General features: G+C 34.7%; 13 protein-coding genes. 6 read left to right on the forward strand and 7 right to left on the reverse strand.

Translation table 11 applies throughout. The features are described 5' to 3' along the window. Both BMX24_RS14690 and BMX24_RS14695 read right to left on the reverse strand, forming a co-directional pair. Positions 1-237 (reverse strand): hypothetical protein, encoded by a 237-nt coding sequence (locus BMX24_RS14690; protein WP_089793979.1) that lies wholly within the window; start codon positions 235-237, stop codon positions 1-3. A 10-nt stretch (positions 238-247) separates the two neighbouring features. After that, on the reverse strand, positions 248-994 hold the full coding sequence (locus BMX24_RS14695) for a prolipoprotein diacylglyceryl transferase (protein ID WP_089793981.1): 747 nt from the start codon (positions 992-994) through the stop codon (positions 248-250). A 275-nt stretch (positions 995-1,269) separates the two neighbouring features. Between BMX24_RS14695 and BMX24_RS14700 the strand changes: the two genes are divergently transcribed. Both BMX24_RS14700 and BMX24_RS14705 read left to right on the forward strand, forming a co-directional pair. Next, on the forward strand, positions 1,270-2,310 hold the full coding sequence (locus BMX24_RS14700; protein WP_089793983.1) for a GMP reductase: 1,041 nt from the start codon (positions 1,270-1,272) through the stop codon (positions 2,308-2,310). Positions 2,311-2,313: 3 nt separating this feature from the next. Next, positions 2,314-3,051 carry a DUF1835 domain-containing protein gene (locus BMX24_RS14705; protein ID WP_089793985.1) on the forward strand — a complete coding sequence of 246 codons (738 nt, stop codon included), beginning with the start codon at positions 2,314-2,316 and terminating at the stop codon, positions 3,049-3,051. Between the two features lie 16 nt (positions 3,052-3,067). Here BMX24_RS14705 and BMX24_RS14710 read toward each other — a convergent pair whose 3' ends face one another. The 5 genes from BMX24_RS14710 to BMX24_RS14730 form a co-directional block, all read right to left on the reverse strand. Then, positions 3,068-4,387, reverse strand: coding sequence for a DUF6056 family protein (locus tag BMX24_RS14710; protein ID WP_089793988.1), 1,320 nt, complete (start codon positions 4,385-4,387; stop codon positions 3,068-3,070). A 5-nt stretch (positions 4,388-4,392) separates the two neighbouring features. Continuing rightward, a complete protein-coding gene (gene fabG, locus BMX24_RS14715; protein WP_089793991.1) occupies positions 4,393-5,136 on the reverse strand; it encodes a 3-oxoacyl-[acyl-carrier-protein] reductase in 744 nt (247 codons plus the stop codon). Between the two features lie 185 nt (positions 5,137-5,321). Then, positions 5,322-6,797 carry a WG repeat-containing protein gene (locus BMX24_RS14720; protein WP_089793993.1) on the reverse strand — a complete coding sequence of 492 codons (1,476 nt, stop codon included), beginning with the start codon at positions 6,795-6,797 and terminating at the stop codon, positions 5,322-5,324. Next, a complete protein-coding gene (gene rsmI / locus BMX24_RS14725) occupies positions 6,798-7,472 on the reverse strand; it encodes a 16S rRNA (cytidine(1402)-2'-O)-methyltransferase (protein WP_089793995.1) in 675 nt (224 codons plus the stop codon). Between the two features lie 8 nt (positions 7,473-7,480). Continuing rightward, a complete protein-coding gene (locus BMX24_RS14730) occupies positions 7,481-9,010 on the reverse strand; it encodes a hypothetical protein (protein ID WP_089793997.1) in 1,530 nt (509 codons plus the stop codon). Positions 9,011-9,070: 60 nt separating this feature from the next. On the opposite strand from BMX24_RS14730, the gene BMX24_RS14735 reads away from it, so the two are divergent. From BMX24_RS14735 to BMX24_RS14750, 4 genes are read left to right on the forward strand one after another with little or no spacing between them, the layout of a single operon-like run. After that, positions 9,071-9,661, forward strand: coding sequence for a thymidine kinase (locus BMX24_RS14735; RefSeq protein WP_089793999.1), 591 nt, complete (start codon positions 9,071-9,073; stop codon positions 9,659-9,661). A 54-nt stretch (positions 9,662-9,715) separates the two neighbouring features. Continuing rightward, entirely contained in the window at positions 9,716-10,036 is a 321-nt protein-coding gene (locus BMX24_RS14740) for a hypothetical protein (RefSeq protein WP_185116625.1), read from the forward strand. Further along, positions 10,017-10,319, forward strand: coding sequence for a hypothetical protein (locus tag BMX24_RS14745; protein WP_089794001.1), 303 nt, complete (start codon positions 10,017-10,019; stop codon positions 10,317-10,319). Before BMX24_RS14740 ends, BMX24_RS14745 begins: the two co-directional genes overlap by 20 nt. Continuing rightward, entirely contained in the window at positions 10,320-12,767 is a 2,448-nt protein-coding gene (locus tag BMX24_RS14750) for a bifunctional UDP-N-acetylmuramoyl-tripeptide:D-alanyl-D-alanine ligase/alanine racemase (protein ID WP_089794003.1), read from the forward strand. Position 12,768: the final 1 nt, after the last annotated feature.

Consider the following 12,768-nt stretch of genomic DNA (forward strand, 5'->3'; position numbering starts at 1 on the left):
TTAAAGTCCACCACCACAAATCGCTCCGCTTATCAAACCGCACAACAGCAAGGAAATAAGCATTGTCTGTATAAACTGTTTTCTGGAAAATTTCTTATCGCCTTTCCATTCGTACGAAACTTTTACAATCATGGTGATAATGAAGGAAATAAACAGTGCCACTACAAGAAAAATAATGATGATCATGGCAAATAATCCTCCCAGATTTCCGACTTCCAGCAATGTTAGAGATTTCATAGTGAAAATTTTAATGTGAATGTACGGTTTTTATGTTTTTTATTTTAAAAATATAATAAATAATTACGCATAGACAAACCAATTGGATCGTGCCTAAATTTCCCACTAATTCTAATCTCGGCTTAATAAAATCCAGCAGAAATCTGAATGCGAAATAACTCAGCATAAACGATTGAAATACAAAACCTGAAGGGTGTTTTTTCTGTCTTTGAATCATTTTTAATACAATCCACAGAACAATTAAAAAAGCAATTTCATACAAAGCAACAGGATGTCTTAAATATTGATCTCCCAAATGCATCCCGAAGATTGATTTTGTTGGCAGACCATAAGTTTCTTCATAAATTCCGGTGAGAAAACAGCCAATTCTTCCGATAATCATTGCCAGCATCAAGGGAAAAACAATCAAGTCTCCCGTACTTTCCTTATGTCCTACAATTTTTTTGGCTAATTCTACGCCCATTAATCCAAAAGCCAATCCTCCAACGATGGTATTATTTGTCCAGATGGTTTTAAAATCAAAGTGTTCAAAAAGCTTGTATGGATTTTCGAGATTGCCAATCAATTTTGAACCGATTAATGCTCCCGCCGTCGCTCCTATTAAAACTGCTGCAGAAGTGTTGAATGAAAGTTTTTCTTTAGATTTTCGTTTTAAAAAAAAATAATACCGCATCCCGATAAACATCCCTAACGCTTCAAAAACCGGATGTGCAAGAACTGTTGTGTCGAAAATGTGAAAAGTAACAGGAAAATCCATGGTTTCAAAAGTATTGCTTTTTTGAATGAATTTAATATTCAGGAAGGTTTTTAATTTGTTTTTTTTTGCTCACGCTGATTTTGCAGATTGCGCAGATCTTTTTAATAATATCTTCAAATTCTTTTTAAATTAAATTTACAAACCATGCATATGAAAGCATTATCGAAAAATAGGCAAACTCAGGAAAAGAATTTTATTAAAAAATTTTTAAAATCCTTTTAATTCAACTTTTAATCAATCTTTTTCCTAATTTTAAGTAAAATAATTTTCCAAATATGAGAATAGAATATGAAATAAAGCTGGGTTTTAAAGATGTAATGTTCAGACCAAAACGTTCCACGCTGAAATCCCGCTCCGAGGTTGATCTGGAAAGAGAATTCACATTCAGACATACTCAGAAAAAATGGAATGGAGTTCCCGTTATTGCTGCCAATATGGATACGGTCGGGACTTTTGAAATGGCTGTAGAACTGGCAAAGGACAAAATTATAACGGCAATTCACAAACACTATTCCGTGGATGAATGGAGTGAGTTTTTAAATAATCAGCCGGAAAATATTCATCAATATATCGCTTTAAGCACCGGAACCGGAAAGGCGGATGAAGAAAAAATAAGAACCATCCTCGAAAAGCACCCAAAAATTGAGTTTCTCTGCATTGATGTAGCCAATGGCTATTCCGAGCATTTCGTGCAATTTGTGAAGAAGGCAAGAACCAATTTTCCCGATAAAATTATCATCGCGGGAAACGTCGTAACGGGCGAAATGGTGGAAGAGCTTCTTTTGGTGGGCGCAGATATCATAAAAGTAGGAATCGGCCCGGGATCTGTCTGTACTACCCGTGTAAAAACCGGTGTCGGCTATCCCCAGCTTTCGGCAATTATCGAATGTGCTGATGCCGCGCATGGATTGGGCGGTCATATCATCGCAGACGGCGGCTGTAAAGTTCCCGGAGATGTGGCCAAAGCTTTTGGCGGAGGTGCAGATTTTGTGATGCTCGGAGGAATGTTTGCCGGTCATGATGAAAGCGGCGGTGAAATGATCGAAGAAAATGGCAAAAAATTCCGTTTATTTTACGGGATGAGTTCTAAAACAGCGATGGATAAACATTCTGGAGGTGTTGCAGAATACCGGGCTTCAGAAGGAAAAACGGTGAAAGTGGCTTATAAAGGTCCGGTTTCGGAAACGGTGAAAGATATTTTGGGCGGTGTTCGTTCTACTTGCACGTATGTTGGTGCTTCAAAACTTAAGGAATTGTCGAAAAGGACAACTTTCATCAGGGTTCAGGAGCAAGAAAATCAAGTATTTAAAGATTAGCAATTGAATAATATATTGAATATAACAAACGGTGATTATCTCGCGGATCAGTTGAAGGAAACTTCGATTGAAGGCGAGATGATTATGTGTAGAGAAGCTTTAGTTACCGGCCCGTTACAGGCTGATAATCTGGAAGATTTCTGGAAAATAAGATCTGAATTTATTCTTAAAGATTATAAAGCTTCGCAAAACAGCTATTATAAGAAAGTTGTTTCAGAATTTGAAAAAATTATGCAGATTGCCGATGGTTCGGAAGTCAATCTTTGGTTTGAGGACGATTTGTTTTGCCAGGTAAATCTCTGGTTTTGTGTTTCTTTGCTTCAACATAAAGACATTAAAATTTACAGAATATTTCCAAAAAAAGGAAAAGAAGACCATTGGAAAGGGTTTTCGGTTTCAAAAAATTCGGATTTGGAAGATGCGTTGCAATCCAGAGTTTTGTTTCAGGAAAAAGATATCAAATTGGCTCTCAATCTTTGGAAGGCATACCAGAATAACGACCGTGAATCATTGAAAAAACTTTCTGAAAATCAATCAGATTGCTTTCATTATTTAGACGAAGTTATTGATGCTTATCTCCACACAGATCCTGAAGTTTTCATTAAAAATTTAATGGAAAAAGGAATAACAGACTTTAATGATATCTTTGAAAAGTTTCGGGATGAATTGGGAATTTTCGGATTTGGTGATCTTCAGGTGAAAACTTTTTATGATAAAATTGTAGCTGAAAAACAGAATTAAGGTATCGTGAGATGCCTTATTTTGTTCTGATATATTTCTTGTCAAAATACTTTTGAAGCTGGTCGTTCACGTATTTTTTATCCTCGTGTACGGAAGACATTTCATCAAAATACAGCACTTTAGGAACCGTTTTTATTTTATCCAGTATCAAAGAATCTTCTTTTGAATTTTTAATCGTATAAATGCGGTTTTCTATTTCCTGATCGTATGTTTTCAGATCTGTGAGAAAGATTTCTTTAAAAATATTATTTACATTAAAATCAATATTGAAATTAGCATATTTCTCAGGGAAAATATGGGTTTCAGGCAAGAAAACAATGATAATACTTATCCACCAGAATTTCCTGATTTTTTCAAATCTAAACATCATCACAAGCGAAAAAGTAAGAAGATAGAAGAAAATAATATTCTCAAACTGCCTTCCGATCGTATTCAGAATATATCCGGTAAAAAGCAATGGGACAAAGGATATTAACCAGATCAGAATTGCTTTTTTAAAGCTTATTTTTTCAATAATTCCCTTTAATTCTTTTCCAAAAATGGTAAGGAAAAGCGGTAAGATCAAGATTATTTTAAAGGAAATATAGATTGAATTGGCTCCAAATATCCCTATCCTTTTCAGCCATTTGATATAAAAAACATCTGTGGAATCGGCGAGTCTTTTGAAGTTTCCGGGCGCCAGAAAACTTAACAGAAGACCTATTAAGCCAACAATTAATAATATTCTGTTTTCTTTTGATTTAATTTGAAAATTTAAAACAATTAAAACTCCTAAAAGAAGTAAGGCTAATATTTCATTCGATCCCATAATGACCGCTACAAATATTGCGCTTAAAAAGAACCAAATCTTCTTTCCTGATTCTTGAAATTTTCCGTATGAATAGAGTAAAATTCCCGATAAAATAACAGGCAGAAAATAGATGTTGGATCCTGTGATCCAGTAAAAATGCTCAGGAAGACTGACTAGAATAACGGTGTAGAAAAAAAATAAGAGAAAGCCTTTTAATAATGATTCAGATAATGAATATTTAAAATATTGTTTAAAATTCAACGCTGAAATACCAATAAATATTGAAAATAGCAAGGCTGGATAAACTTTCGGTAAAATATTTTCCGGGTCATTGGAAACCGGGTTAAGCGTATTGATGGTGTATCCAAAATACCTTCCACCCCAGTTTTTGTAAAAATCTAAACTGTTTCCAATAATTCCCAACTTCTTGGTTCCATAGGAATAAATATAATCATCGGTCTGATATACATTAAAAAAAGCAATGTAAATCAGACCGATATATAATAAAATCGACAAGAATACGAGAATATTCTTTGCTAATTTCATATTTTTTATGTCAGTAATCCGCCGTCAACGTTTAACGTCTGCCCTGTAACGTAAGAAGACATTTCGCTTCCTAAGAATACACAAGCATTAGCTACATCCTGCGGTTTTCCCAGTTTTTTCATAGGGATCGAATCGTTCCATTTCTGAGTTGCTTTTTCGTCTAAAGCAGCCGTCATTTCAGTTTCGATGAAACCAGGAGCGATCGCATTGCAACGGATGTTTCTAGAGCCTAATTCAAGCGCAACAGATTTTGTAAAACCAATTACACCCGCTTTGGAAGCCGCATAGTTTGCCTGTCCTGCATTTCCGCTGATTCCTACAACGGAAGTCATATTAATGATAGACCCTGCTTTTGCTTTCATCATGGGTTTAATAACCGCTTTTGTAAGGTTGAATACAGAATCCAGATTTACTTTAATTACTTTATCCCAATCTTCTTTAGACATTCTCAACAGCAAATTATCTTTCGTGATTCCTGCATTGTTGATCAGAATATCGATCTGGCCAAACTCAGCGATGACATCATCAATTAATTTTTGAGCCGCATCAAAATCCGATGCATCAGATTGGTAACCTTTAATTTGAGTTACAGAACTTAAAGCAGCTTCTAATTCCTTCGCTTTGTCTACAGAGCCGGCATAAGTAAATGCTATTTTAGCTCCGTGTTGAGCGTACATTTCAGCAATACCTTTCCCGATTCCTCTTGTAGCTCCCGTAATTACCGCTACTTTTCCTTCTAATAGTTTCATATTTATGACAATTATTTTCTTTATAACTTATTAACCTTTTGAAAGTTGGCTAATATAATATATTTAATTTTATCAAAATTAATCAGTGCGCAAAGATATTATAAAATGTTATTCAATACATTTTAAATCACATTTTTAGCGAAAATTTATTGCTGTTTTTTATCATATAAGTGATCATTTAAGATCTACTCGATGAAATTTCTTTCTTTTTGTTCTGTAAAATAGATGAATTCCGTTTCTTTTCCTTTGGTGAGTTTTATTCCTTTTTTATCCTGAACATATTTATCGAAAACAACTTCCGTCAACGGTTCGTTTTTATGATTGGTAACACCAAATTTATTGTCTTTTTTCACGACAAATTCATTGGCTCCGAGGAACGTTTCGATATCATCATAGATAAAAGGAACTACTTCATTTCCCTCTTCATCCAGAATTCCGTAGAAATTATCAATGTTTTTGCCTATTAACAATGGGTACAGCTCGAAAGGTTTCATTTCTTTAAATCCCTTCAATTCTTTGTAAGTATTATTTTTTGGTGAAAATGAATAATAAACACCGTCTTTACTTAGAATCAATGCATTAGGGAATATTTTTTCAATCTCGTAACTGTCATTTAAAATACTTTTTAAATTTTTATCCAAAAGCGTTTCTACATCATCTTTTCTCAGGTACAGGTATTTGTCTCCTGCGATATTCAGGCCTTCTATCCTGTCGTATTCTTTAGGAAAAACAATTTCTCCATTCAGGCGGATAACGGCTGCCTTAGGATTGGTCTGATCCTGCGAAGTCTTGAATAAACCATTAAATAAAGGGTTTACATAATGATAATCAAGATCATACACCTTCCCTTCTTTCTTCGAAAAAATGCTTACTTTATCATCTTTGGTAAGGTAAATATATTCTCTTCCCACAAAAGCCTGTTCGTAGATTTCATCGCTGATAACGTTTTCCTTTTCGTCTACAATTCCGTATCTGTTTTTGGATGTATCCAGAGTAACGAGATAAGGAAAAGCATTAATATTATCAATATTATGATTGGAAATTGAGCTTAATGTTTTCCCGTTGTTATCAATAACTTCACCCGATTTTTCGCCTTTTGAAATGTATGCTCTGCCTTTGTAAAAACGAAGATCTTCAGTAAATTGTCTGTCGGAAACCTGTTTCCCATCAAAGTCATAAATGAGCCAGATATTGTTATTTTTAACGAAAAATCTATTCTCGCTGCCGAATTCTATTTTATCCGAAAAAGGTATAATCTGCTTCCCGTTAAAGTCATAAACACAGTCTTTTCCCTGTCTGGAATAGATCATTCTGTCTTTATTTTCCCAGGTTCTGAATTTAAAATTGTCCAAAGGAATCAATTGATTGCCTTTCTCATCAATTAAAGCTGTTTTTGCGTTGGAATTTCCGGTTTTCACCTTCAAAATAAAACGATCTTTCCAGAGATGGGAGATCTCACTTTTAAAAGGATAATCAAAAGTAATATTGCCTAAAGAGTCTACAATCCCTGCATTTCCGGTTTTGGGGTCGGTGATCATTCCGTAACCTTTAGAATAAGAACGTACCTCTTTGCCCAGTTTTTTAGTTAAAAGTATCTGTTTGTACTGATCGGTCTGTCCAAGGCAAACAGACGAAAGCAGCACGAAAATTAATTTTTTCAATTAAATAGAATTATTTACGATGAGTACAATCTCACCTTTTAAAGTTTTGCTTTTTGAGAATTCAATTAATTCATTGATGGTCCCGCGTTTGGTTTCTTCAAATTTCTTGGAAATTTCCCTGCTCAGACTTACTTTGGTTTCTTCCCCAAAAAATTCTTTGATCTGCTCCAACGTCGTGTTGATTTTGTGCGGACTTTCATATAAAACGACGGTTTTTTTCTCTTCCGCCAATTGTTTCAGCTTAGTTTGTCTTCCTTTTTTCTGAGGTAAAAATCCGGCAAAAAGAAATTCGTTGTTCGGCAATCCTGAAACCACCAAAGCCGGCACAAAAGCCGTTGCCCCCGGCAAACAGATCATATCAATATTATTGTCTGCGCCTGCTTTTCCCAGCAAATACCCCGGATCTGAAATTCCCGGCGTTCCGGCATCGGTAATAATAGCGATATTCTGCCCGTTTTTAAGGTCTGTAATCACCTTTTCCGTCGTCTGGTGCTCGTTGTGCAGATGATAAGATTTTAAAGGCTTTGAAATCTCGAAATGCTTCAGAAGAATTCCGGAAGTTCTTGTGTCTTCGCATAAAATATAATCAACCTCTTTCAGCACATTTACCGCTCTGAAAGTCATATCTTCCAAGTTCCCGATCGGTGTAGGAACAAAATAAAGGATTCCGCTCAAAATGTAATTTATAAGAATTTATTTTCTACCAATATCCAAAGTCTCTGGGCATATTCGTCTACTTTGCTCCATTTTTTCTGGTAATACAGATCGCTCAGATATTCCTTTGCTTCTTCCAACGTCCTGAAACTGTTAAGATTAGACACTACTTCATTCAGCTCAGACTGGCTTCCCCCGAATAATGTTTTCGAGAAAGCGATTCTGTCGTTCAGATCCAGCTTAAACTCAGGTTTTGGTTTTTCCGCCTCCATAAAATCGGTCGGAATATTGGTTTTAAGGATGCTTCCTGCATCTTCTTTTGTCGCAGGAGCGGGTTTTTCTTCCGGGAATTCTCTTTCCAGAGGATCGTCGTCAAAAAGTGTCTGTACCGCTTTTAATCCTTTGATGTTGGCTAGTCTTATTTTTTTCTCCTGATGATATTCTTCCAGATTTTCGAAGCTTTCATCAGAAGGATGTATTTCTTTTTCTACCTGAGGTTTATCGATTTCCACAATCTTTCTTCTGTCGTTGATTTCCGCAAGAATCGATTGTTCCTGCTTTTCTTCTTCAGCAGGCTCGTTTTTGATTTCGCTTACAATATGATCGACGTTGGAAGTCTCCGTTGCCATTTCTCCCTGCTCAATCGCTACATTGGAAACCACAAACTGCTCTTCATTTTCTTCCACTAAAATTTCTTCTTCATATTCTAAAATTTCGGTGTCAAAAATACTTGGAATCGTTTCCGTAACTTCAGGAATTTCATCGTTTTTAATCGGAGATTCAAAATTATCCTGAATTTTTTCCTCTTCATCAAAATCATTCAAAACATCCCCTTCATCATCTGAAACTTCATTTTCAAATTCATCAATTTCGTTTAGTTGATTATTAAAAATAGCTTCTTCTTCCGTAGTTTTATCATTGAACATTTCTTCATGGATATCATCATCATTTTCCGGCTCAGAATCTGCTAAAATTCTTTCTTCATCCACAAAATTCAAGGCGTTTCCGCTGTAATCGGATGCTTCATCATTATCAATTTCATTCAACTGATTATTGAAAATAGCCTCTTCTTCCGTTACATCATTTGATTTAATTTCTTCATGATTCTCAACAATCTCCGGCTCAGAATTTTCTTCAACAAGATTTACAATAGATTCATGAAATTCGCCTTCAACGATTTCATTCAGCTGATTATTAAAAATAGCCTCCTCTTCAGTGACTTCACTTGAGTAAGATTCATTTTCGTTTTCGTTGATCTCATTTAATTCATTATTGAAAATCGCTTCTTCCTCCGTCACTTCATTGCTCAAATCTTCATTTTCAGCAGTATTGCCGATTGCCGAAGATTTTTCATCATTTTCCGGATTTTGTGGATTTTCATTCCCGAAATACTCTATATTTTTTTCCAGCAAACGTAAGAACGAAATCCTGTTAGCAAGCTCATCCACAAGATCTTGCTTGGAAAGTAACTCGTCTACATTGCTTATTTTGTCCAGAATAGCGATGATATTCTTGGATTCAAAAAAAATCTTTTCCTTTAAATCTTGGATGTTCTGCATATAAGAATCTTGTTAAAATTGCTTACTTTTGATCTTAAAAATATACGGCTAATTTAACAAATGTTTTTAGAAAATACAATTAATCATTCCAAACAAAGTGGTTGGATGGAAGTTATTTGTGGCTCTATGTTTTCCGGAAAAACCGAAGAGTTGATCCGAAGACTACGCAGAGCAGAAATGGCGGGGCAGAATGTGGAGATTTTTAAACCTAAACTGGATACACGTTATTCGGAAGAGGATGTTATTTCTCATAATCAGAATAAAATCCGAAGTACACCGGTGGAAAATCCCAATGAAATCCTTCTGCTGGCCTCCAATTGTGATGTTGTAGGGATTGATGAAGCACAGTTTTTCGATCAGGGCATTGTAGATGTAGCCAATCAGCTGGCAAATAGTGGGATAAGAGTCGTTATCGCAGGCCTGGATATGGATTTTTTGGGCCGCCCTTTCGGACCGATGCCGAATCTGATGGCTACTGCAGAATATGTAACAAAAGTACATGCTATTTGCATGAGAACCGGAAATCTTGCCAATTATTCGATGAGAACTTCTCCAGGAAAAGATCTTGTAGAGCTCGGAGAAACAGAATCTTACGATGCGGTAAGCAGAAGAGTTTTTGTAGATGAAGTTTTAAACAAAAAAGACATTTAATATCAAATTAATTTTTAAATTTGTTTAGAATTTAATAGTAAAAACTATCAAAAAATGATATCAGAAATCAAAAATTATATAAAAATCAGTAATTCTATTGATGAGATTTTGAAAAATTCGCCTTTCAAATTGAAATATATTATTGAGAAAAGCGGAATTTCTGAACCTACATTTTTCCGAAAGATGAAGGAGAAAAAATTTCTTCCCGAAGAATTGTTGAAGATTGCTGAGATCATTAAGCCTGAAGAATCGTTTTTAAAATCACTTGAAGAAGCAGAAAATGATTTCAAAAATGAAGTTTATTATTCTCATGATGAAGTAATGAAAATTTCTGAAGACCGTTTTCTGAAAAAATATGGAAATAAGGTCGTCTAAGTTTGCACTCCAAGATCTGGAGCAGATAGAAGATTATATCGGAAATAGATTTACTTACCGTGAATATCAAATTTTCATGAATATTTTTAATCATAAAATAGGATTAATTCTTGATAGAAAAGTGATATTTCAAAAACTGGAAAAATATCCTGAATACAATAAACTTTTAATTACAGAACAAACAACTCTTATCTACAGATTAGAATTAAACAACCTGAAAATTTTCCGTTTGTATAATAATTTTCAGGACGAAGACAAAAAATTTATAGTAGAAGATTTATAAATGAATTATACAGTAGAAGATATTGCGAAAATTACCAATTCAAAAGTTATTGGTGACGATAGTTTGACAATCAAAAATATTGCTTTCGACAGCAGGATTATCTATTCTACCAAAAATACAGCATTTATTGCGATTAATACACATAAAAATTCTGGTGAAAAATTCATTGAAGCAGCGATTGACAGAGGAATAAATGTGATTATTTCCGAACATCAGTTTCCTCAGTTTGAAAATATTACCTGGATTATCGTTCAGAATTCTGTGGATTTTCTTCAAAAATTAGCCAAATATCATTTCGAAAATTCACATTTAAAATCTATCGGAATTACGGGAAGCAACGGGAAAACCATTTTAAAAGAATGGCTGTATCAATGCGTTTGGAACGAATTCCCAACGGTAAAAAGCCCGAAAAGCTTCAATTCCCAAATCGGATTGCCGCTTTCTCTGCTTCAGATTAATGATTCTCACGAACTGGGAATTTTTGAAGTCGGCATCTCAAAGCCGAATGAAATGGAAAAACTGGAGTATATTTTCCATCCGCAAATTGGTTTGCTCACCCACATTGGAACTGCCCATCTCGCCAATTTTGAATCCGAGGAAGAATTAATTGATGAAAAAATCAAGCTTTTTAAAGATTCAAAAGTCATTATTTACAATGGAGATAATATACTGGTTGACAAAAAAATAAAGGAATTATATTCAAGTAAAAAATTAATTTCTTACGGTTTTAAAAAAGAGAATCAGGTTTTCATCACCAATAATATTTCCAAGGACGAAAATGTAATTGTTCAATATTTCGATGAAGAGATCAGTTTTCCTGTTCATCAAAGGGATGAAGCCACTTTAACGAATGCTTTGGCACTTGTAACGGTTTTGAAAGAGCTTGGCATCGAAAATCAAAAGATCGTCGAAAAAATCAATGCTTTGAAGGCTGTGGAAATGCGTCTGGAAGCGATTGAAGGAATTAAAAATAATATTGTCATTAATGATTCTTTCAATCTCGATCTGGATTCTCTCAAAACTGCCCTTCAATTCCTCAATGAATATAAAAAACCGAAAAAATCTTTGGTTCTGACGGATATTGTCGGTGTAAATTCGAATTCAAAAGAGTTGTATGAAGAAGTTTCCGAACTGGTAAATGAACAAAAATTTGATTCGCTTTTCTTAATCGGCAGTGAAATTTCAAAGTTTAGTGAATTATTTAAAGCTAAAACTTTTACTTTTATTAATACTCAGGAATTAATTGACAGTAAACATCTTACAGAAATTGAAAATCAGATCATTCTGCTGAAAGGCGCAAGAAAATTTGAAATCGAAAAACTGAAAGATCTTCTTGAGCTCAGAAAACATGATACGGTTTTAGAAATTAATTTAAATGCTATTCTTCATAATATCAATTACCATAAATCTTTACTGAAACCAACCACAAAAATGATGGCAATGGTAAAGGCAAATTCTTATGGATTAGGAAGTTATGAGATTTCAGAATTCTTACAACACCATCATATTGATTATCTCGGAGTCGCTTTCGTGGATGAAGGCGTGGAACTTCGAAAAAAAGGAATCACCGTTCCGATCGTTGTCATGAATCCTGAACAGCACAGCTATGAAACCGTGATTGAATACAATCTGGAGCCGGAAATTTACAGTTTCAGGGTTTTGGAGTTATTTTATCAAGCCGTTCAAAAATCCGGTTATGACAAAAAATATCCTATTCACATTAAACTCGAAACAGGAATGCATCGTCTTGGTTTTAAGGAATATGAACTGGATCAGCTCAGCCAGACTTTAGAAAATAAAAATCTTAAAGTTCAAAGTATTTTCAGCCATCTTTCGTCTTCAGATATACCGACTGAGAAAGAATTTACCTTACATCAATTAAAAACTTTTGAAAAAAATTCAAGCTATTTGATAGAAAAATTGGGCTATTCTCCTATCCGACATATCTTAAATTCTTCAGGAATTACAGGCTACACCGATCATCAGTATGACATGGTGAGAATAGGAATCGGAATGTTGGGAGAATCACCAAATAGTGAAATACAGAAACAGCTGCGCTCCGTGGTAAGTTTTAAAACCGTAATTTCACAGATTTCAATGGTAGAAAATGGAGAATCAGTAGGTTACAGCAGAAAATTTAAAACAGATCATAAAACAAAAATCGCTACCATTCCGGTAGGATATGCAGACGGAATTCCAAGATTAATAGGAAATGAAGTAGGAAATGTAGGGATCAATAAAACCCTCGCTCCCATTGTCGGAAGCATTTGTATGGATATGATGATGATCAATGTAGACCATGTCCCGAATGTAAAAGAAGGCGATACGGTAACCGTTTTTAATGCAAAACCAAGCTTAAAAGAATTCGCAGAATACTGCAAAACCATAACCTACGAAGTATTAACCTCCATTTCGCCCCGGGTGAAACGGATTTATGTAAAAGATTAAC

Origin of the sequence: Chryseobacterium wanjuense (genome assembly GCF_900111495.1) — a bacterium.
GTDB classification, from domain to species: domain Bacteria; phylum Bacteroidota; class Bacteroidia; order Flavobacteriales; family Weeksellaceae; genus Chryseobacterium; species Chryseobacterium wanjuense.

What these genes read in the sequence shown, in the direction of transcription:
- BMX24_RS14690 (WP_089793979.1), bottom strand. Translation starts at nt 237, where the DNA reads ATGAAATCTCTAACATTGCTGGAAGTCGGAAATCTGGGAGGATTATTT.
- BMX24_RS14695 (WP_089793981.1), bottom strand. Translation starts at nt 994, where the DNA reads ATGGATTTTCCTGTTACTTTTCACATTTTCGACACAACAGTTCTTGCA.
- BMX24_RS14700 (WP_089793983.1), top strand. Translation starts at nt 1,270, where the DNA reads ATGAGAATAGAATATGAAATAAAGCTGGGTTTTAAAGATGTAATGTTC.
- BMX24_RS14710 (WP_089793988.1), bottom strand. Translation starts at nt 4,387, where the DNA reads ATGAAATTAGCAAAGAATATTCTCGTATTCTTGTCGATTTTATTATAT.
- fabG (WP_089793991.1), bottom strand. Translation starts at nt 5,136, where the DNA reads ATGAAACTATTAGAAGGAAAAGTAGCGGTAATTACGGGAGCTACAAGA.
- BMX24_RS14730 (WP_089793997.1), bottom strand. Translation starts at nt 9,010, where the DNA reads ATGCAGAACATCCAAGATTTAAAGGAAAAGATTTTTTTTGAATCCAAG.
- BMX24_RS14735 (WP_089793999.1), top strand. Translation starts at nt 9,071, where the DNA reads ATGTTTTTAGAAAATACAATTAATCATTCCAAACAAAGTGGTTGGATG.
- BMX24_RS14740 (WP_185116625.1), top strand. Translation starts at nt 9,716, where the DNA reads ATGATATCAGAAATCAAAAATTATATAAAAATCAGTAATTCTATTGAT.
- BMX24_RS14745 (WP_089794001.1), top strand. Translation starts at nt 10,017, where the DNA reads ATGGAAATAAGGTCGTCTAAGTTTGCACTCCAAGATCTGGAGCAGATA.
- BMX24_RS14750 (WP_089794003.1), top strand. Translation starts at nt 10,320, where the DNA reads ATGAATTATACAGTAGAAGATATTGCGAAAATTACCAATTCAAAAGTT.